The organism is Solibacillus sp. FSL R7-0682 (genome assembly GCF_038005985.1).
GTDB lineage: Bacteria > Bacillota > Bacilli > Bacillales_A > Planococcaceae > Solibacillus.
Genome location: NZ_JBBOUI010000001.1, coordinates 2,536,630 through 2,555,909 on the forward strand (window position 1 = coordinate 2,536,630; position 19,280 = coordinate 2,555,909).

A 19,280-nucleotide genomic window follows, 5' to 3' on the forward strand; every position below is an offset into this window, starting at 1 on the left:
CTTTTGAATTTCCCCCCTGCTGCGATAGGAGAATTTCTACAAGGAGTTTTTATACAACTCACCATTCGAAGTAAATGATGACTTCCCTTCATAATCTATCTTTCATTCTCTTGCATTTTCAATAATTCTTCTTCAATTCGCTTCACATCAATACGCTCATATAGTGGCTGTATGTTGTTAATAGCTTGTGGTAGTTTCGTTTTTACAGTCCAAGTATCTAATGAAGTATCCAACATTTGTTGAATTTCCGCACAAGCAAATGGTAAAAATGGTTGCAATAATTGTGCTAAGTTTTGGATTACAAAAACACAAGTTGCTAGTGTTTCTTCGCATTTTTCAGGTTGTTCATTGATCGTGATCCAAGGTTTTTCATCATCAAAATAACGATTAGATGCTCGAATTAATTCAAAAATGGATTCCAAGGCTGGTTTACTATTTCCTTGTTCAATGAATTCACCTACAAGCTCATATTGTTGTTGAACAAGCTTTTCCATTTTAGCGTTAATTGCCACTTGAGGTACTTGACCTGCGAAAGATTTTTCAATAAATTTCAAATTGCGGTTCACAAAGTTGGCAAATGCACCTAAAAGTTCACTATTGTGACTATAAATAAATTCTCTCCATGAAAAATCGGCATCTCGACTTTCTGGCGCATTAATTGTTAAAAAATAGCGCAATGAATCGGGGTGGTAGTTTTCTAACATATATGGCGCCCACACTGCCCAATTTTGACTAGTAGAAATTTTCCGCTTCTCAAGCGTTAAGTATTCATTGGATACAATATTTGTTGGCAGTCCTTTGTTTTCGATTCCCATTAAAATAGCCGGCCAAATCACACTATGGAATGGAATATTATCCTTGCCATGTACATAATACGCCTTCGTTTGCTCATTCCACCAATTCGATACGTCTTGTTGATGCAACTTGCCCCATTCGATGCTCGCGGTATAATAACCGGAAACTGCTTCAATCCAAACATAAATTTTCTTCCCGTCAAAGCCCGCAACTGGTACATCAATGCCATTAGGTAAATCTCTCGTAACAGCACGGTCCGGTAAGCCTTCCTGTAAATATCGTTGCGTTAAATTAATCGCATTTTCGTGCCATCTTTTTTCGTGATGTGCTTGTTCAACAAATGTTTCTAGTTGCTTTTGAAATTTGCTAAAAGCAAAATAAAAATGTTCCGTTTCTTTTATCTCTGGTTCATTCCCACATATTTTACAGCGTTTTTCTAGCAAATCTAATGGGTCTAATATTTCCGAACAATTATCACATTGGTCACCACGCGCTTTTGCCCCGCAATTAGGACAAATGCCTTCTACAAAACGGTCCGGTAAAAACTGCTGATCAATTGAGCAATACGCTTGTTCAATTTTCTTTGTATATAAATGCCCATTTTTTAATAATTGCAGAAAAATACTTTTCACCGATTCATGATGATGTTTTGCATCTGTGCGCGTATAAAAATCATACGTAAAACCAAGGCGTTGAAATGTTTCAGTAAACTCTTCGTGATAGCGATCGGCAATTGCCGTGACGGTTGTATTTTCTTGATTGGCACGAATGGAAATCGGCGTTCCATTACAGTCACTTCCAGACACATACAGTACATTGTCCCCTTTTAACCGGTAATATCGGGCTAAAATATCCCCAGGTAGTAGTGCTGCAATATGCCCTAAATGCAATGAGCCATTGGCATATGGCCAAGCCCCTCCAATTAAAATATTCATCTTCAATTCCTCCATCTTTTTAATGTAACCTTGTTAAATATAAATGCATGTGGAAGCCTTCTTGTTTTAAAACACAAAAAACGCCCTAATCGTAAAAGAACGATTAGGACGAATACATTTCGTGTTACCACCTAAATTCACAAATAGCTCACACTATTTGCCTTCACCAGTACGTGTTCATACTGCCGCAGTTGTAACGAGTGCCACCTCGTCGTAGCCTACTAAAATTTCGGTACGAAGCTCAAAGGTCATATTCGGTAAGGTTTGTTTGCTTCATTTCCACCATCAGAAGCTCTCTACAAAACGCTGCTTACTTACTCTTCCTTATCAATGCTTGAATATTATAACAAATTTATCCTAGCATTTAATCATTTCCTTATCAAGTTAATTTCTAATACAACAGAAAAGATTGCTCAATTTCACAATTAAATTTTGACATTTTACAACTTTTGTGTAAAATTACACTAAAAAGGCAGGTTTATATACGGCATGGTAAAAGAAGATTTCATTCAATTAATTTCGAATAAAATGAAAATTGTTCGTACTGAGCAAGGCTTTTCCCAAGAAAAGATGGCTGAAATTTTAGGCATTTCTAAGAAAACCCTTGTACAAATCGAAAAAGGACGTATGCCAGCAAGCTGGACAACCGTTTTAGCGTTTTGTGCACTGTTTAATGAAAGTGAAATTTTAGTTTCTACACTTGGGGATCATCCGGTCGATTTTGCACAAATGATTGCAGAAAAAATTGATGCGACCTCTAGGGAAAAAACACTTGGCGGGAAAATTTGGTGGAAAGAAATTGATCATGACGGTGATTTTCGACTACAGCAAAATTTAATTAGTAATCATTACCGCATTTTAGATAGCGAAAATTATCGTTGGTTTAGCACCTTTGACAAAAATGAAGCATTAACTAGGCTAAAGGAGTTAACGAAAAATTAATAATGGCTGTGGAGGCTTCAATATGAAAAAAAGAATTGTTTCCATTAGCTTTATAGCTGTTTATCTATTTGTCCTTCCGCTCAATGTTATACCAGCGATAAAGCATCCAGACACAACGATTGAAATGACACATTTTATTTCATCTTTAATTTTTATTATAGCCTGTCTTATACTTTCAGTTCTCTATCAGAATCTTACTTCGATTTTGTCACTTGGAGGTATGATAGCTGGCATTGTTATTTTTATATTAACTAAAATAGAATGGCTAGCTTATGAGTATGCAGTTTTAGATGTAATTCAGGGCATTGTAAATCCACTATACATAGTATTTGTCGTACCACTATTCGGTATAAACTATTGGTTTGATGTGCGTTACGAAATGTTCTCAATCGGTACATCATTGTTTTATTTACTGCTCTTTGCATTCTCACTATTCAAAAAATGGACTCTTTCAAATAGGAGGTAATTTCACTGTACTTCAAATCTGCATATTTTTATTGGCTTATTGGATTTATCTTATTGTATATAATCACGATAATTGGGATGAATATGTTTTGGCATCCAAGTTTAATATTTCTTGGTATCATTTCATTAATTGGAATTCCCTTTACATTGGTGTTCAGCGGAATTAAATTCTTACCAAAGCCCTTTAATAATTTTACTTTTTGTATTGCAGCTTTATGTTTTGGTTTGAGTCTATTAAATGTAATCGGTCAAGATGATAAAGGGCTTTTAATAACGTTTTTCGGAACGGATATTTTATTTGTGAAGCTGTTATATTTAGAAGACATTAATTTAATGGATGAGCGTCTAACAACTATTGGGGTTATCGCACGTGTCGTAGTTGGTGCGTTTTATGGCTTCGTACTAGACAGCATCCAGTATTTATTACATCGACTAAACAGGGATTGAATGTAAAAGAGGCAAAAGCTAGGAAAATCCATGAAGCTATGCCTCTTTTTAATGTCCTGTACTTGTCAACTAAACTCCAGTTTCTCGTTCACTTCAAAGCTTCCTTCAAATGCCGCGTTTACAATATGTATTGCTAATTCATGATCATCTAGCACAAATGGTAATTCCGCTGGCTCGACCCATACCCTTGTTGTTGCTTCGTATTCTCGTAAAAATGGCAAACACGCTGTAACATCCATACGATAAAAGGCTTGATAGCCGATTTTAGGGTATTTTCCGTTCGGGTCAAAATTACTATTTTCTTCATGACTTACTTCTATGCAGCCTAAATAGTAAATTTCTCCTTCCACATAAGCCTCTTCCAATACTTCACGATGAACAGCTGCATCGACCGTTTCATCTTCATCAATATGCCCTCCTGGAAGATTAAAGCCTCGGCCTTTAATATAGCTAAGTAGCACTTTCCCATCGTTTACACAAACACAATGAGCACTAGTTACCTCCGTTTGCTTTACAGGGAATTGTGGCAGCCATGTCAGTTTGACATAGTGCTTGCCCCCGCCCCAATACGCATAAATTGTTTTCATAGGTCTCCTCTTCTCGATGCTTTTCAGTTTAGTACTTAAGATCGGTATAACTGTTGGATTTGCCCAGCAATATAATCTGAGCTTAAATGCGAGCCATCCTTTAGCCACCACATAATGATGCCAACAAGGGAAGCTGTTTTGATTTCAAGATCGACAAGTATTTTTCTACTTGGATTTATACTATGAATTCGACGCGTTTCGATTAATTCCTTCATCAGTTGGAACAAATGCTTTTCAAATTGTTCTAACTGAAATAGAACAAGCAAATAATGCCTTTTTGTATATAAGTAATCCAATAATTCAACTAATGGGTATTCTTTATTTATGTTATTTTCCGTCTTAAGAACCTCTATTTTCCCCGTTATTTCTTGAAGTACTTCTTCTGTTAATTGGTGTATTAATGCATTAATATCCTCGTAATGTAAATAAAAGGTCGTTCGATTTAATAAGGCTTTTTCTGTTACCTTTTGGACGGATAATTCATTCAATGTATAGCCCTCGATTAAAAGATTTAATAAGCCGTTTTTCAACATTTCCTGAGTCCGAATCGTACGGGGGTCTACTTTTTTCGTCAATTTTCAAACTCCTGTCTATAATCATAATTTTTTTAGACAGTTATATACTATTCTGTCTACTAGCATACAAAATGTCCTAAACTGTTCATGGTCAATTATTGAATTTTCTTGTTAAACTATTTCGTAGACAATATGTCTATAAACTATTTTAACGCGAGGAGTTTCTGTATGCAAAATGAAATAACCGATAAAACAAAGAAGCTGTTGCTTATTGTAATGATTGCAGGATGCTTCTTTTCAACATTAAATCAAACATTATTAAATGTTGCCTTAAGCGATTTAATGGTAATTTTTAATGTGTCACCAACGACCATACAATGGTTAGCCACAGGCTTTATGTTAGTAAACGGGGTATTAGTGCCGATTACTGCTTTTTTAATGAAACGCTTTTCAACGCGCCAATTATTTATTAGCTCGATGCTATTCTTATTAGTAGGCTCGATAATTGCTGCTAGTTCTATGAATTTTCCGATGATGTTAACAGGCCGTATGATTCAAGCCGTCGGGGCAGGCATTATTATCCCTTTAATGATGACGGTTATCGTCTATTTATATCCAGTTGAGCAGCGGGGGGCAATGATGGGTAAAGTAGGCTTTGCCATTATTTTTGCACCGGCTATAGCCCCCACTGTAGCTGGTTTTATTATTGAATATGTATCTTGGCGCTGGCTATTTATAGGACTAATTCCTTTTGTACTTATCATTATTCTAATAGCCTATAAATATTTAATGAATGTTTCTGAAGTGACAAAAGCAAAATTAGATATGCTTAGCGTCACGTATTCAACAATTGGCTTTGGCTTCTTATTGTTTGGCTTTAGTAGTGCTGGTAATCGTGGATGGGACGACTGGGTTGTTTTAACTTCCATAGTGTTAGGTATTGTTGGAACGATCCTGTTTTGCCATCGTCAACTTACATCTAAAGAGCCATTATTAAATTTAACAGCATTTAAATATAAGATGTTTTCGATGACAACGATCGTGAATATCGCCATTACAATTTTAATGTATGCGGATTTAATTTTATTACCAATGTTTTTACAAAGCGGGCGTGGGTTTACAGCGTTTGAAGCGGGGCTGCTTTTACTACCAGGGGCAATAATTAATGCAATGCTCTCACCAGTGACAGGAAAGATGTTTGATAAGTACGGAGCAAAACCATTATTTATCGTTGGTATGCTATTTATTGTTGCTTCGATGTGGGCTGTAATTGATTTATCCGAAACAACCTCCTATACGTATTTACTAGTTCGCACAATTGTTTTACGGATTGGTCTAGCATTTATTACAATGCCACTTAATACGGCAGCATTAAATGCTCTACCAAAAGAAATAGCATCTCATGGTTCAGCAATTAATAATACTGTTCGTCAATTAGCTGGAGCAGTAGGAACAGCAGTAATTGTCACAATTTATTCGATGCAATTAACAAAATATTCCATTATTTCTATGGAGAGCTATGCATTAGCTGCCAATACAACTTATTTCTATATGTTAATCGTTGCAATTATTGCCTTTCTCATTGTTTGGTTTGTACCAAAGACGAAGAAAAATGAATAGTTCATACAATCAAGCCAGCTGCGTATGTGTAGCTGGCTTAGTTTAATTTAAAAATGTCCCCTATTTCTGCACCTTAGGATAATCCTCTCTAACCATTATAAAGTATTCTTTTCACCACGACGATTCACTCTAATCATTTGAATACAGGCTACAATTACTTGAACAAGTAAAGCAAAAACTAAAACGAGTGTAACTAAATTAAAATATGGTGTTTCGTAACTATCAAACCATTCCTTTACAAATGGCTGATTCATAATTTTATTGATTAGCTTCCCATCAATATCCCTCATATTAGGTATCCACCCTGTTTCCTCCATACCCCAAAATAGAATTTGTGAAAGTACTAACGCTAAAAACGAACCAAAAACTGAAGATTTCAACAATTCAACGGATTTTTTTCTCATAATAACAACTCCTAAAACACTTTCTTCTCATATATTCGGAATGATATATACCATGAAGTTATATATAAAATTAAAAGAATAATACTTCCCCATGCGAAAAGTTGACTATCTGAAGTTTGCATTATTTTCTTTGTTCCCTCTCTAAACAGGTCGTTCAAATTCGGAATAAATGTACTGACCAGAATCAAATACAACACAAGTAAACCACCAAAGAGATAATGAATAAACATGCTTTTAAACAGATAGGAAAAAGGGAAAATAACGGACATTATTATGCATACAATTGAAACAACAAAAAATATTTCCTTCCAGTACATGAGCTGCGCATTAAATAGCCAATCCCCTATAAAGATACAGCCAATATATAAAAAAGCTATGACTAGTACCGAAAGATAACGATACGTAACAATTTCTTTTCTTGTATAGGGCAAGGCACTAAGGAGTATTTGAATGTTTGACCTGTCATCTACACTTAAAAAGCTATGACTTGTTGTTATTATAAAAATAATAGCAACAAACAAAGCGGATAAATCAAAAACCATACATAGGATTAGTAAAATAAATGTCCCAGCAAGCACCTTTTGATGTAAAATAAAATCCTTTTTTAATAACGTCAGCATACTCCTATCTCCCCTTTTTTGTGTAATACATAATATCTTCCAATGTCGCTTTCTCAATTAGTGCCATATTTCCAAAAAGTGCTTCTACACTTGCTTTATTATCTGATAGTCCAACAAAGCCGTGACGTGATTTTTCAAGTCCAATAAATTCTTGTACGATGTCTTCATCAAGAAGCGCTAACTCGCCTTTTACAACGACATAGCTTTCCTCGATTTCCGTCATATCCTTGGTAAATACGTGACTGCCCTTGTGAACAAAGGTAATATAGTCTGCAATCCGGTCTAAATCTGTCGTATTGTGTGTAGAAAAGAAAATCGTTTTATCTCCGTCCTGCATAATGTCATGTAATAATTGAAGAAGTTCCCGACGAAATACTGGATCAAGGCCCGAAGTTGGTTCGTCCATAATGATCAGCTCCGCCTCGTGGGAAAGTGCAATAGCTAATGATGCCTTCATTTTCATTCCTTTTGATAGTTGCTTTAAACGTTTATTTAATGGCAACTCAAAAATTTTTACATAGTGTTGAAATAGCTCTTCATTCCACCTTGAATACGAAAGACTGACGATTTTTTTCATTTTCTTCAGTGTCAGCTCTTCATAAAAGACATCCTCATCAAAAACAAAGCCTATCCGGTTTTTAATTTCTTTTTCGTGTTCTTTATACTTTAAGCCAAATACTGTGATATCTCCTTCATTTGGTTGGAGGAGATTCATCATGAGCTTAATCGTAGTTGATTTGCCCGCGCCATTCCCACCGATAAAACCTGTAATATATCCTTTTTTCACATTAAAAGATAAATCATTTAGCTCGAAGCCTTTAAACTTTTTGTGTACATGCTGAAGCTCAATAACATTCTTCATCTTACTCCTCCTCATACAGTAGCATTAATAATTCTGTTAAATCCCCTATATCTAAACCGATTTCTTTTCCATTTCGAATAGCCGTGAGCAATTGCTCTTCAATTGCTTTTTGCTTGCGGTCAATAATCATTTCCTTGTTTTGCTCGACGACAAATGATCCTTTTCCAACAACGGAATAAATAAGACCTTGTTTTTCGAGCTCTTCATAGGAACGCTTTGTTGTGATGAGACTAACATCCAAATCCTTTGCTAGCTGACGCATCGAAGGAAGAGCATAGCCTGCGGTTATTTCCCCCGATAAAATGCCCTGTTTAATTTGGAGGACAATTTGTTCATAGATTGGCTCCTTCGAATTATGTGAAATTAAAATTTGCATTATCGAACCCCTCTTTATATTCTTTGTATATACACTTTATATACAATATATACAAACGACCATTTAATGTCAACTATTCCCAAAAAACTTTAGCCATAAAAAAATGAGCAAGGTACTATACCAAGCTCATTAGGAACAGTTTATTTAATTTAAGTGATCTATCGGCAAAATGGTTTTGAAACGCTATATAAATGAAAGGTTGGACAGCTGTTCGATCCAACCTCCATTAATTATAAATAAAATGACTTCACCTTCTCTGGCAAAAATTTTTTCATTATAAAACCAGCTACTATTAGCCCTATCAATACAAAAACGATATTTATTATTATCACACTGACCCCTATGTTCAAATTAGAAACATAACCCTTACCAGCAATAACGATACTTATACAAATTGCTATCGAAGTAAGAACCACAACTATGTATTGCATCCACTCTTTTGCATTTAACTTAGAAAATAGCGTTCTATTTTTAGAAAACTTTACAATTGTAAGTACTAAAATAATTCCAAGTAAGGTGCATTCAAACATTTAAACCCTCCCTTTATTAAAAGTTAACTGTTGGTGAATTAATTTAAAAAATATCTTTGCCTTCATTAGATTTGATTACTATGTATTTTTTTATACTCGTGTTCCCATTCTTCTCGTAAAATCCCCATCCATATTGAATCATAATAGTTACCTTCATACAACCGCACTCGACGAATACGTGCCTCTAGTTGCATACCTAACTTCTGTCCAACAGCAATCATTCGTTCATTGCCAGACCATGTTGTGAATCCTACTCGTACAATTGGCAAAGTTGTAAATAGATGCTGAATCCAAAGCTTTAATACACGTGTTCCTATCCCTTTTCCCCAAGAGTTCGATTGGTGTAAGCAAATACCCATTTCTAGCCACTTAGAAGGTTCATGCTCCCAATAATATGAAACGATGCCACAAACAATGCCATCCACTTCAATTATCCAATTATTATCAGAGCACACCCACTGTTGACCGGTTGGTAAAAATTCTTCATAGCTTTTTGATTGATAAGGAAAATAAGGTGCATTCCATTTTTTCCATTCTGGATTTTCATCTTTAAACTCTAGTTCCCACACACGTGGTAAATCAACATCTTGCATAGGTCGAATAGTAATTTCATTATCTTTATACATAGATTAACTCCCTTTTTTAAACTATTATTATTGATTTGTTCTAATTTTCATCGCCGCAATAACCATTTTATGTCAAAACGCAACCGATAATCAACCACTTATACACATTTCCTAATACACACTTAATCATATTTGGGAAGACTCTTCTTTAATATTCATTTAATCACACGCATTTTATAGGTAATAAGTCGTTCATATAAAATAACTAAATTCTTCTACACAATTGCCCTTTCTATGTAAAAACGAAATGAATATTCTAGTTTTAAACATAAAAGAAAGGTTGATCCTAGTGGAGCAACATGTCAATCCAGCTGACCCAGCTACAATACCGAAGTTTGTTGATAAATTATCAAAACCCCCAGTAGCAAAGCCTACACCTAACAAATCATACCCTCCTAATTCCTATTTCGAATTAGATATGCAAGTTGCCTATCATCGTTTTCATCGGCATTTTCCACTCTCTAAAGTTTGGGGTTATAACGGAATAGTTCCCGGTCCTACCATCGAAGCAACGAAAGATAAGCCTACCTATGTAAAATACATTAATAACCTCCCGACTAAGCATTTTTTACCAGTTGATCATACATTGCATAGCTCTACAGATTCACAAGAAGTACGAACAGTTGTCCATCTTCATGGCGCTCATGTTGATTGGGAAAGTGACGGTCACCCTGAAGCATGGTACACGAATAACTTTGAGTTCACTGGCCCTAAATTTAGGAAGGAAGTCCACCATTACACAAATCATCAACCCGGCGCAACATTATGGTATCATGACCATGCGATGGCTTTGACACGTTTAAATGTTTATGCTGGTCTGGCAGGGTTTTACTTACTTAGGGATACTCTTGAAAAGAGGTTGCAGCTTCCAAGTGGAGCTTATGAAATGCCCTTAATGATTCAAGATAAATCCTTTAACGAAGATGGATCTATCTTCTATCCGGATGCTCCACCATTCCCAGTACCTGTTCACCCGTCGATTACACCAGGAGTTGTTGGAAATACAATCCTAGTTAATGGTAAAGTATGGCCCTATATGCGAGTAGAGCCAAGAAAATATAGATTTAGAGTCGTCAATGCTTCAAACAGAAGAGGATATAGATTAGAACTTTCAAATAATCAATCTTTCATACAAATTGGGACAGATGGAGGATTATTATCGAAACGTGTAGATGTCGCTTCAATTGGTCTCCTCCCAGCAGAAAGATTAGATCTTGTGATCGATTTCTCTCAGCACAAAGGGGAAGTCATTTCATTGATGAACACCGATGATGAGTTTCCAGATGAACATACAAATGTAATTATGCAATTTAGAGTAGATCTTAAGCTAAAGGACTGTGATAGTCCAGATATTCCAGAAGAGCTTTATCCTGAAATGGATCTACATGAGGACCACGCCCATATTTCGAGAGACTTACCATTATCATTTACTTTAGATCAATATGGAAGGCCGATGTTACTTTTAAATGATCGCATGTATCATGAACCAGCTACAGAAAAACCAGCTGTAGACAGTATTGAAACATGGAATTTTATTAACCTTACTCCATTTATTCATCCAATTCACGTACACTTAGTTCAATTTAAAATATTAGAACGAAGACCGTTTAATGTAGAACGCTATCAAAATGAAGGTGTGCTCGAATATACAGGAGACCCTATACCTCCTCATGAATATGAGCGGGGTTGGAAAGACGTCGTTAGAACAGATGGGGGTATGGTGACGAAAATCATTATGCATTGGAAGGAGTTCACAGGTAATTACATTTGGCATTGTCACTTCTTAGAACATGAAGATCATGATATGATGCGACCGATAACGGTTATTAATGATGCGCATCCTGTCCAAACGCCACATGCTAGTGAACCTCATCAATCACAAGAAAGTTTATTGAATGAACCAAAATTAGAGGAAAGACTTCAAGTCGAGGTTTCGAATAGCCCAGACTCCCCTACGGAAGACAATACTATCAAAACTGATTTTGATACAACGAGTTAGGAAAAATTAAGCGTGAATATAAAAAAGCTAGGAAGCTCATTTTTTTCTTCCTAGCTTTCATTTTTTTATCGTTGCATTGCTTTTCGCAAACGTGCCATATTGGCAATTGTGTTAATTAGAAATGGATACAATACGAGCACCCTTTTCTCCCCAATCCCAAGCACGATCCTATACCATTACGATCGCAGATATTTTTGAAATGAGGTATGAACTATTGTTTTGCCCTTGAGTAATGCCTTCCATTTGTTCCATAAAGCTATATTTGGAATGTTGTATCACCAATTGAATATTTACATTTACAGCATACGGAACAATTGGTTACTTAACAAAATGGATTGAAGAAGATTGCGCACATCCTATCGAAGAAATGGCAACTGGTTTACGAAACATCGGTGGGCTTTAGTATCGCTCCCAATAATGAAAAAAGCCAGTTCAATGAAAATTCATTAACCGGCTTTTAAATACTTATTAAATAGATTTGGGTTTTTCACAAATAGCTAAAAGTTCTGTACTTAAATCTTTTAATTCTTCAATTGAACTTGTAATCATATGAATTGCTTCATTTTCTACCATTAAAGTCGAAACTATTTCTTCTGTTGCAGCAGCATTTTGTTCAGAAATAATTGAGAGTTGTTGTACATGTTGACGTGTAGCAGTCACTTCTGATGTTGTTTCCTGAATCATAGCTACGTTTTTTAATAAGTTTTCATTTGACTGAGTAAAACGTTCTTTCATCGATTGGAAAGTTTCGGCGATTTCTAATAACAACTGTTGACCTTCTTGAACAGAATTATTCCCATCGTGCGATTGTTTTTGAGCGGCTAATGATTGCTCGACTAGTTGTTGAGTTACTTCCGTAATTTCAGTTGCAATTTGACTACTTTGTTCTGCAAGCTTTCGAACTTCATCTGCTACAATGGCAAAACCTTTTCCGTGCTCACCTGCTCTTGCTGCTTCAATTGCTGCATTAAGTGCTAGTAAATTCGTTTGATTCGCAATATCTTGGATACCACCTAATAAATTTTGAACATGCGTAAAGCTATCTTGTAGCTGATCCACTGTAGAAGTCGTTAAATTAATAGCACTGTTTACGGTCTCCATGTGCTGATTCACCCGACTAACTCGTTGCCAATTGTCCTCCATTTGTCCATGTAGAACTTGAGACTCCTGTAAGTTTTGTTCAGAATTTTGTACAGTTTGTTCCATTATGACTGCTGTATTTTCCATTATGCTATCAATAGCGCGGACTTTATCGTTTTCATCACTAATTGAATCCATAATTTGATGGACGCTATTCAAAATTACTTCACTGCCTTCTTTAACTCCGCTAGCATGAGTTAACACTTCATGGGCATTCGCATCTAATTGCAGTGCGCCCGTTTTTACTCCTCCTAAAATCTCAGACAATTGTAGCGCCAATTCCTCGGCTTCTTTTTCTTTTTTGGAACTTTGCTCCAATAATTTCTTTCCAGACTTTGTTAAAAAGTAAAGTGCAGTGGATGCACCTAATAAAACAACAAATACTGTAACAAAGTTAGATACACTTACATTTTCACCCAAAAACTTGTGAGGAACAATTAAATAAATACTTAACACAAATATTGCTTGAAAAAATGAAAAAAGTAAAATTAACTTCTCGTTAAAGTAAAGAGAGATCATAATTAGTGAGAAAAATAAAATATAGTGCTTATTAAGTGCATAGTCATCTACAAAGAATAAACTACAAATGACCAATAATGGAATGAAAGCAAATAAAAAACTTTTTAAAAACTCTGGTAAACGAATAAAGTATACAATTGTTGAAATACTAGCTACCCCTAATCCAACAATCATGTAGAAACTTGTATTTTCTATACCACGCGATAAAACTAATGGGGCTACTACTAATACAACAATTATATATGTTAGTAGCAAATTAATATTATGTACTTTTTTTGTGTTATAAGTAGATGAATCCATACTTTTACAACAACCCCTCTCCTACTTTTTTCTATTTTGTAAACCAATTCTACTACAAATAAAAACCTTTAGATAGGAAAAAATAATTAAAAAATAGATTTTTTTAACAAGTATATTATTTGGTTGTTACACACCACTATCTATTAAGCTTCACTATGGTTTTAAAATATTCACCTCCATTTCAAGGCCATTAATTTTCGCAGAAATTACCACAAACTTTTATTAATTACAATATGGACAAAGCCATTTTCACAATCCCCGCTCTCGCTCTTCAACTACTTTTCCGTATTTTCCGCCACCCCCTCGTACAATCGATAATTCACCATTTCTTGCCTGATCAATTAAGTGCGCTAATTTTTCTGGGACAACATTTAAAAGTTCCTCTTTTGTGACTTTGTGTAAAATATTCATTTCGGTTGCGAAATGATGTAATAACTGTTCAAATGTTTTCGGACCTAAACCTGGAATAAAATCGAGTGGCACTTGATGAATATAAGGTGGCCTTGAAACAATGGCTACATCCTGATCAGATAATTCCTGGATTCTAGAAGAAACACCATTAATAAACGATTCACTTCCACAATGAGGGCATGTTTTCAGCTTACTCGTTATTTGATAACCGCAATTTATGCAAACTGTTTGATAATATTTTCCAAGGAGCGGGTTTAATCCATAATTAGCACGAATTCTACGTCCATCCTGTTGAAGAAGTGCTAATTTTAATTCATTAAAATTAGCATCTTTCAGTGTACACTTTTGATATTCCCTTGCTATTTTCCCAAGAGAATGAGCATCGGAATTTGTTAAAAAAGGATATAGCTGTAGCTCTTTTATGTTACGAACCATTTGCGTATCTGAACTTAGCCCTAGCTCAATCGCATCAATATAGTTTGGGTCAAATACTTCTGTTAAGCTTCTTTTAACCCCTTTCCCATAAAGACTTTTAAATGGTGTAAATACATGGGCCGGCACAAACAAACCATCCAATTCATTCACCTTATATTGAAGTTCTCTTCCCCCTACATAAATGCGCTGCGAACTAAGTGTTATATTTTTTACATAGTTGCTCATCCATTGCGAAAAAGCCCTCATCTTCTCTATTGTAGGAAAGTATGCTAACACATGAATTGGACCATTGCATGATGAATCATACACCTCAATTTCAGAACCTAAAAGCAACGTAATTTTTTGAAAACGAAGACCCCCTTCAGCTAGTTCGATCATATCTCCTCTATTTAGTAAGTCCTCAATCTCCATTAATATTTCTGGTGAATGACAATCGATTACTCCAATCATATCAAGCCCTTTTTGATTACTTGCATATTGTAATATGGCTTGCAATGTTAGCGTTTTACTACCCGTAATTTTTACTGGCTTTCCACTTGCCGTTCTTCCGATATGTATATGTAGATCCACATAAAAATCCTTCATCTATCATCACCCTCTCCTTTAGCGCTTTTAAAATCATTCGATACAGTCAGACGCTTAGATGTAACTCCCTTTACCCTTTCCCCATAAGTTACTCTCGTCAATTACCATTACCATACTCTGTAAAATTAAAATGCACAAAATACCATTTTCCTCGAGGGAAAAATGGTATTTTTCTCAAGATTGTTACATTCCACTACGAACAACCCTATACAAAAATCTCAGGTGTATTTGTATCTTGCTGTACCATTATGAACCAGCTTCTTTACTCTGATTTGCTTTCTGAACTTTTAGCAGCTCAGAAATAGTTACGAATTCATAACCTTCCTTTTGTAACTGTGGCAATATTTCTGCCAATGCCTGGACGGTTTGTTGGCGATTACCTCCGCCATCATGAAATAAAATAACATCTCCTTGCCTTGTACCTTTTAAAACGTTATTAACTATCTTTTTTACTCCCGGATTTTTCCAATCTAACGTATCCTGATGCCAAGACCACATTACAACTTTAAAACCTTCTTTTGTAACAGCGTCAATTAAAGCATCTGTATATTGTCCCTCTACTGGCCGGAATAATACAGGTGCATAACCAGTAATACTAAAAATCACATCGTTCGTTTGCTTAATTTCTTTCATAAGCTGTGGCACTTTTCCATTAAACGGATGTGTGTACGTATGATTGGCGAGTTCATGCCCGTCTTCATGCATACGAAATATAATGTCCGCATTTTTTTCAGCATGCTCTCCTACAACAAAAAAGGTGGCTTTTGCATCATATTTATTCAACAAATCAAGTACTTCTTTTGTGTATTTTGGATGTGGCCCATCATCAAATGTCAATGCTACTATTTTTTCCTCTGTTTTAATATCCCAAACAATTTGACCGGTTTTTTCATAATATTGTCTGCCCTTATCAGCTGCTGCACTCTTGGATTCAAAAGCATACCCTAAAAAAATAATGGCGATACAAGCCGTTAACAATACAATATGATTGCGTTTCAACTGTTCACCACCTTTCACCCATACAGATAGCATACATGTATCGTTACTCTTTTAAAGCTTTTGTTTGTTTTTCCCAAAGTTGCAATGATGGATATGGATCAAATGCCCATTCAACACGTCCATTGAATTTATACATTCCATAATGTAAATGTGGGGCAAATTTACCGGATGTTCCTTCTTTACCATACCCACTACTGCCAACATAGCCAATTAGCGTACCCGGTTCTACAATATCCCCCAATTTGACACCTTCATGAAAACTATTGAGGTGGGCATAATAATGGTACGTATTTAAATGGTCCCGAATGCCGATGCGCCAGCCACCATAATCATTCCACCCCATTATTTCTATAACGCCATAGGATGTTGAATAAACTTGCGTACCATACCGAGCAAAAAGATCTGTCCCTTCATGAATACGCCTTCCTCCCCATCCCCGGTTCGCTCCCCATGTTCCACGGTAACTGTAATCGTAATTTAAAGGAAGGGGAAAATAATGCTTATCAAGATTAATTGTTTTGAAATGCTCGTATAGCTTTGAAATTGTACTTATTTGCTTAACTGCTTCTTCACTTTTATAATAAGACCATAAAGCTAATTCAAAATCTTCTTCCGTTGTACCAAAACTGCTTACATAACTTGCCAGAGATAACAAAGCATCTTCATCCTGTTGAGAACTTGCTACACCGTCACCATTTCCATCTAATCCAAAGCCTCCAAAATACTGAATAGAGGCTGGGTTTTCGTCTTCAATGTTCGGGTTTAATTCACCTACCCAATATTCGGGAGCAAATTGAATAGCAGTAATCCCATCACGTTTTGGTATATCAGACCGCACAGTTTGAATGTTTCGCTCATATTGATCTACTGCTGCAAGCCAATACCAAGGGACAAGCACATTTTCATATTGCTTGTACAGGGACAAACGCTCCTGAAAAATTTGTTCTTTAGACGGCTTATCATTTGCAAATACAGTCGTAGAACAAACCATACTGAAACACAAGAAACATGAAAAAAGGGCCAACCGATACAATATGATTTAACCTCCTCTCTTCCCTCTTTAGTTTGACCGAAATCATGTTTTTCATGAAATTAACTATAGGAAGAAGTGGAATGTTTTTCATCATTTTTTTCAAGCTTGAAACTTACTAACGTATCCTTTTTTATAAAGCCAACCTTAAAGTAAAGTGCGTTTGCAACATCATTTTCATTCTCTACACAAAGAACAATTTTTGGGATATTTTCAAAACTGAAAATTTCTGTTAGCACTTCTATAAGCAATCGTTTTCCTAACCCTGTTCCTTGATAAGCTGGGTCAATGGCAATATACTCGATATGCGCTTCATTCTCCTGTAAATCTAATTCAAAATAAGCATAGCCTTGAACTATTTCCCCCTGTTTTAAAATTTTTAAAAAATGCTCGTTAGATTGCTGTAATCGCCTGACTATTGTTTGTGCATCATAATAGGTATTAGGAAAAGCAGCTAAATGAATCTTTTCAAACTGTTCAAAGTCTATTGGCAAATAAGGGCTACAACTCATTTTCTTACTAGGTATTAACGTTTCTCTTGTTGCCTCCAGTATTAAATGTCTCCCTGTTTGTTGAGCTTGAACATGATTCATAAAAGATGATTGTTCACTATTTAATTCATTAATAAAAAAATAAAATGTTCGGATTTCTTCATATGATTGCAGTAATTCAAAAAATAATTCTTCTTGTAACAGTACATTAAATGGAATAGAGAACGGTCCCCAAACTTCTGCACAATCTTCATCAATATCTAATCCAATTAACGCAACAATCTTCCCATCTTGATAAGCAACAAATAAAGAAGTCATTTCTCCATCGATAAAATCCTCGTTTAGTGTATTAAAAATTTCCTGCTCCTGTTGACCACAATAGCCAATGTGGTGTTCTTTAATGTTATTATGCGCAGCAATAAACTTTGCAGCCTCTCTAAGTTGTGTAGGCATCATTCTTTCGATTGTGTAATTCATCTCGCATTCTCCTCAACAAATAATGATTGTTTATCACTATACTTTTCCAAACAAAAAGCCCCTCTGAAAATCAGAAGGACTAGAATTTAAAATTTATTATGTAGAAATAAACTTACAAAAATCGTAAGCTCAATCGAGGTATAATAAATGGGCAGACTAATCCTATTTTTGTTTGAAAATGTATATACATTTTTCTCTTAAAAATAGAATTATTTACTCATCGTCCATTCATCATCCCTTCTAATAGATTGAAATGATTATAGCATTTCGTGTTTTCAATTTCAAATTATTGTAAATTATAAATCAACAAAATTTTAACTCTCAAAACAATACATTGCTAAATAAGTTTCATTTTATTTCCATTCCATTAATAATAATATTATTTCCATTCCATTCAATTTTCACTTCTTCTACCCTTGCTTCATTATAAATTTGTTTTTTAAACCAAAGTGGACCATTTAATACACCTCTAATTCCAAATGTTCCTGTCGCACCTTGATCCCAACGTATAAAATCAATCGTAAATTTATTATTTGGATACTCCACTGTCTTAATAAGTTCATGTCCACCAAACCAAGAAGCAAAAGAGGAAAATAGCAACATGAAAAATAAAGTTGTTGAAAGTGCGAAGGATAATAGAATGGTTAACCAACTTCGTACTAATCCCCATCCATTACTCGCATAGGAGAAACCTATGAGACTTAAAATAAATGTACCAACACTAAAGATTAGTGAAATAAAAATGGAAGGAGCAATTAACCAAGTTTTCTCGATCCATGCATAAATTGAATAAACGAATACCCCAATACAAAACAATGTGAAATAGAATGTAAAATAATGAACGAATTTAGCCATTAAATATCACTTCCTCTCTGTAAACTCTCTATCAGTAACTTCTCCAGCTCCATTCACCCAAATTCGATATTTTTGGTCATTTATTATAACGATCAACGTATATTCAGAAAACCATTCCCCCCAACCCCCAATCCTATTAATGATTTCAATTTTTTCTATTTCGGTATTTTTAGCTAATACACTTTGTTTAACATCGTTCATTTTTTGATGTAGCCAAAAATTCATCATTAAGAAACTAAAAACAATACTTAACAAAACAATCGAAATAAGGAGCCCTATTTTTTTCATTATTTCACCTTTTCACTTGAAAGTTTT

General features: G+C 35.1%; 22 protein-coding genes and 1 other annotated feature. Of the genes, 6 read left to right on the plus strand and 16 right to left on the minus strand.

Translation table 11 applies throughout. From position 1 onward, the window contains the following. Positions 1 to 95: 95 nt before the first annotated feature. A complete protein-coding gene (gene metG, locus MKZ17_RS12920) occupies positions 96 to 1,730 on the minus strand; it encodes a methionine--tRNA ligase (RefSeq protein WP_445326915.1) in 1,635 nt (544 codons plus the stop codon). Between the two features lie 101 nt (positions 1,731 to 1,831). Then, positions 1,832 to 2,070: a binding site (T-box leader), on the minus strand. Between the two features lie 149 nt (positions 2,071 to 2,219). On the opposite strand from metG, the gene MKZ17_RS12925 reads away from it, so the two are divergent. Genes MKZ17_RS12925 through MKZ17_RS12935 form a run of 3 tightly spaced genes read left to right on the plus strand, consistent with a single transcriptional unit; the run spans position 2,220 to position 3,584 of the window. Then, positions 2,220 to 2,672, plus strand: coding sequence for a helix-turn-helix transcriptional regulator (locus MKZ17_RS12925; RefSeq protein WP_340724145.1), 453 nt, complete (start codon positions 2,220 to 2,222; stop codon positions 2,670 to 2,672). Positions 2,673 to 2,694: 22 nt separating this feature from the next. Further along, positions 2,695 to 3,138 carry a hypothetical protein gene (locus tag MKZ17_RS12930; protein WP_340724146.1) on the plus strand — a complete coding sequence of 148 codons (444 nt, stop codon included), beginning with the start codon at positions 2,695 to 2,697 and terminating at the stop codon, positions 3,136 to 3,138. A 53-nt stretch (positions 3,139 to 3,191) separates the two neighbouring features. After that, the gene (locus tag MKZ17_RS12935) at positions 3,192 to 3,584 is read left to right on the plus strand and encodes a hypothetical protein (protein WP_340724147.1); all 393 of its coding nucleotides are present in this window, start codon (positions 3,192 to 3,194) and stop codon (positions 3,582 to 3,584) included. A gap of 65 nt (positions 3,585 to 3,649) precedes the next feature. Here MKZ17_RS12935 and MKZ17_RS12940 read toward each other — a convergent pair whose 3' ends face one another. Both MKZ17_RS12940 and MKZ17_RS12945 read right to left on the minus strand, forming a co-directional pair. Beyond that, positions 3,650 to 4,171 carry an NUDIX hydrolase gene (locus MKZ17_RS12940; protein ID WP_340724148.1) on the minus strand — a complete coding sequence of 174 codons (522 nt, stop codon included), beginning with the start codon at positions 4,169 to 4,171 and terminating at the stop codon, positions 3,650 to 3,652. Positions 4,172 to 4,206: 35 nt separating this feature from the next. After that, positions 4,207 to 4,704 carry a TetR-like C-terminal domain-containing protein gene (locus tag MKZ17_RS12945; RefSeq protein WP_340725556.1) on the minus strand — a complete coding sequence of 166 codons (498 nt, stop codon included), beginning with the start codon at positions 4,702 to 4,704 and terminating at the stop codon, positions 4,207 to 4,209. Between the two features lie 210 nt (positions 4,705 to 4,914). On the opposite strand from MKZ17_RS12945, the gene MKZ17_RS12950 reads away from it, so the two are divergent. Beyond that, on the plus strand, positions 4,915 to 6,306 hold the full coding sequence (locus MKZ17_RS12950; protein ID WP_340724149.1) for a DHA2 family efflux MFS transporter permease subunit: 1,392 nt from the start codon (positions 4,915 to 4,917) through the stop codon (positions 6,304 to 6,306). Between the two features lie 95 nt (positions 6,307 to 6,401). Here the strand turns inward: MKZ17_RS12950 and MKZ17_RS12955 are convergent, their stop codons facing one another. From MKZ17_RS12955 to MKZ17_RS12980, 6 genes are all read right to left on the minus strand, one after another. Further along, entirely contained in the window at positions 6,402 to 6,710 is a 309-nt protein-coding gene (locus MKZ17_RS12955) for a YfzA family protein (RefSeq protein WP_340724150.1), read from the minus strand. 11 nt (positions 6,711 to 6,721) lie between these two features. Further along, a complete protein-coding gene (locus tag MKZ17_RS12960) occupies positions 6,722 to 7,330 on the minus strand; it encodes an ABC-2 transporter permease (RefSeq protein WP_340724151.1) in 609 nt (202 codons plus the stop codon). Between the two features lie 4 nt (positions 7,331 to 7,334). Continuing rightward, on the minus strand, positions 7,335 to 8,192 hold the full coding sequence (locus MKZ17_RS12965; protein ID WP_340724152.1) for an ABC transporter ATP-binding protein: 858 nt from the start codon (positions 8,190 to 8,192) through the stop codon (positions 7,335 to 7,337). A 1-nt stretch (position 8,193) separates the two neighbouring features. Continuing rightward, on the minus strand, positions 8,194 to 8,568 hold the full coding sequence (locus MKZ17_RS12970; RefSeq protein WP_340724153.1) for a GntR family transcriptional regulator: 375 nt from the start codon (positions 8,566 to 8,568) through the stop codon (positions 8,194 to 8,196). 230 nt (positions 8,569 to 8,798) lie between these two features. Then, positions 8,799 to 9,098 carry a hypothetical protein gene (locus tag MKZ17_RS12975; protein ID WP_340724154.1) on the minus strand — a complete coding sequence of 100 codons (300 nt, stop codon included), beginning with the start codon at positions 9,096 to 9,098 and terminating at the stop codon, positions 8,799 to 8,801. Positions 9,099 to 9,163: 65 nt separating this feature from the next. Beyond that, entirely contained in the window at positions 9,164 to 9,724 is a 561-nt protein-coding gene (locus tag MKZ17_RS12980) for a GNAT family N-acetyltransferase (RefSeq protein WP_340724155.1), read from the minus strand. Between the two features lie 247 nt (positions 9,725 to 9,971). Here MKZ17_RS12980 and MKZ17_RS12985 point away from each other — a divergent pair, with 247 nt between their 5' ends. Then, positions 9,972 to 11,723, plus strand: coding sequence for a multicopper oxidase family protein (locus MKZ17_RS12985; protein WP_445326916.1), 1,752 nt, complete (start codon positions 9,972 to 9,974; stop codon positions 11,721 to 11,723). Between the two features lie 286 nt (positions 11,724 to 12,009). Further along, entirely contained in the window at positions 12,010 to 12,126 is a 117-nt protein-coding gene (locus tag MKZ17_RS20610) for a TetR-like C-terminal domain-containing protein (RefSeq protein ID WP_445326951.1), read from the plus strand. 65 nt (positions 12,127 to 12,191) lie between these two features. On the opposite strand, the gene MKZ17_RS12990 is transcribed toward MKZ17_RS20610, so the two are convergent. The 7 genes from MKZ17_RS12990 to MKZ17_RS13020 all read right to left on the minus strand — a co-directional run bounded on the left by MKZ17_RS12990 (position 12,192) and on the right by MKZ17_RS13020 (position 19,253). Then, positions 12,192 to 13,682: a methyl-accepting chemotaxis protein gene (locus tag MKZ17_RS12990; RefSeq protein WP_340724157.1), complete on the minus strand. Its 1,491-nt coding sequence runs from the start codon at positions 13,680 to 13,682 to the stop codon at positions 12,192 to 12,194. Between the two features lie 249 nt (positions 13,683 to 13,931). Next, the gene (locus MKZ17_RS12995) at positions 13,932 to 15,113 is read right to left on the minus strand and encodes an endonuclease Q family protein (protein WP_340724158.1); all 1,182 of its coding nucleotides are present in this window, start codon (positions 15,111 to 15,113) and stop codon (positions 13,932 to 13,934) included. 246 nt (positions 15,114 to 15,359) lie between these two features. Further along, the gene (locus MKZ17_RS13000; RefSeq protein ID WP_340724159.1) at positions 15,360 to 16,112 is read right to left on the minus strand and encodes a polysaccharide deacetylase family protein; all 753 of its coding nucleotides are present in this window, start codon (positions 16,110 to 16,112) and stop codon (positions 15,360 to 15,362) included. A gap of 43 nt (positions 16,113 to 16,155) precedes the next feature. Then, entirely contained in the window at positions 16,156 to 17,103 is a 948-nt protein-coding gene (locus MKZ17_RS13005; RefSeq protein WP_340724160.1) for a M23 family metallopeptidase, read from the minus strand. A gap of 101 nt (positions 17,104 to 17,204) precedes the next feature. Beyond that, complete coding sequence (locus tag MKZ17_RS13010; RefSeq protein ID WP_340724161.1) at positions 17,205 to 18,110, minus strand: GNAT family N-acetyltransferase; 906 nt, start codon at positions 18,108 to 18,110, stop codon at positions 17,205 to 17,207. A 348-nt stretch (positions 18,111 to 18,458) separates the two neighbouring features. Further along, positions 18,459 to 18,965 carry a DUF5412 family protein gene (locus MKZ17_RS13015; RefSeq protein WP_340724162.1) on the minus strand — a complete coding sequence of 169 codons (507 nt, stop codon included), beginning with the start codon at positions 18,963 to 18,965 and terminating at the stop codon, positions 18,459 to 18,461. 6 nt (positions 18,966 to 18,971) lie between these two features. Continuing rightward, positions 18,972 to 19,253, minus strand: a complete 282-nt coding sequence (locus tag MKZ17_RS13020) for a hypothetical protein (protein ID WP_340724163.1) — start codon at positions 19,251 to 19,253, stop codon at positions 18,972 to 18,974. Positions 19,254 to 19,280: the final 27 nt, after the last annotated feature.

What these genes read in the sequence shown, in the direction of transcription:
- MKZ17_RS13020 (WP_340724163.1), bottom strand. Translation starts at nt 19,253, where the DNA reads ATGAAAAAAATAGGGCTCCTTATTTCGATTGTTTTGTTAAGTATTGTT.
- MKZ17_RS12970 (WP_340724153.1), bottom strand. Translation starts at nt 8,568, where the DNA reads ATGCAAATTTTAATTTCACATAATTCGAAGGAGCCAATCTATGAACAA.
- MKZ17_RS12980 (WP_340724155.1), bottom strand. Translation starts at nt 9,724, where the DNA reads ATGTATAAAGATAATGAAATTACTATTCGACCTATGCAAGATGTTGAT.
- MKZ17_RS12945 (WP_340725556.1), bottom strand. Translation starts at nt 4,704, where the DNA reads ATGTTGAAAAACGGCTTATTAAATCTTTTAATCGAGGGCTATACATTG.
- MKZ17_RS12960 (WP_340724151.1), bottom strand. Translation starts at nt 7,330, where the DNA reads ATGCTGACGTTATTAAAAAAGGATTTTATTTTACATCAAAAGGTGCTT.
- MKZ17_RS12990 (WP_340724157.1), bottom strand. Translation starts at nt 13,682, where the DNA reads ATGGATTCATCTACTTATAACACAAAAAAAGTACATAATATTAATTTG.
- MKZ17_RS13010 (WP_340724161.1), bottom strand. Translation starts at nt 18,110, where the DNA reads ATGAATTACACAATCGAAAGAATGATGCCTACACAACTTAGAGAGGCT.
- MKZ17_RS13005 (WP_340724160.1), bottom strand. Translation starts at nt 17,103, where the DNA reads ATGGTTTGTTCTACGACTGTATTTGCAAATGATAAGCCGTCTAAAGAA.
- MKZ17_RS12950 (WP_340724149.1), top strand. Translation starts at nt 4,915, where the DNA reads ATGCAAAATGAAATAACCGATAAAACAAAGAAGCTGTTGCTTATTGTA.
- MKZ17_RS12955 (WP_340724150.1), bottom strand. Translation starts at nt 6,710, where the DNA reads ATGAGAAAAAAATCCGTTGAATTGTTGAAATCTTCAGTTTTTGGTTCG.
- metG (WP_445326915.1), bottom strand. Translation starts at nt 1,730, where the DNA reads ATGAATATTTTAATTGGAGGGGCTTGGCCATATGCCAATGGCTCATTG.
- MKZ17_RS12930 (WP_340724146.1), top strand. Translation starts at nt 2,695, where the DNA reads ATGAAAAAAAGAATTGTTTCCATTAGCTTTATAGCTGTTTATCTATTT.
- MKZ17_RS12975 (WP_340724154.1), bottom strand. Translation starts at nt 9,098, where the DNA reads ATGTTTGAATGCACCTTACTTGGAATTATTTTAGTACTTACAATTGTA.
- MKZ17_RS12985 (WP_445326916.1), top strand. Translation starts at nt 9,972, where the DNA reads ATGAATATTCTAGTTTTAAACATAAAAGAAAGGTTGATCCTAGTGGAG.
- MKZ17_RS12940 (WP_340724148.1), bottom strand. Translation starts at nt 4,171, where the DNA reads ATGAAAACAATTTATGCGTATTGGGGCGGGGGCAAGCACTATGTCAAA.
- MKZ17_RS12995 (WP_340724158.1), bottom strand. Translation starts at nt 15,113, where the DNA reads ATGAAGGATTTTTATGTGGATCTACATATACATATCGGAAGAACGGCA.
- MKZ17_RS12925 (WP_340724145.1), top strand. Translation starts at nt 2,220, where the DNA reads ATGGTAAAAGAAGATTTCATTCAATTAATTTCGAATAAAATGAAAATT.
- MKZ17_RS13015 (WP_340724162.1), bottom strand. Translation starts at nt 18,965, where the DNA reads ATGGCTAAATTCGTTCATTATTTTACATTCTATTTCACATTGTTTTGT.
- MKZ17_RS12965 (WP_340724152.1), bottom strand. Translation starts at nt 8,192, where the DNA reads ATGAAGAATGTTATTGAGCTTCAGCATGTACACAAAAAGTTTAAAGGC.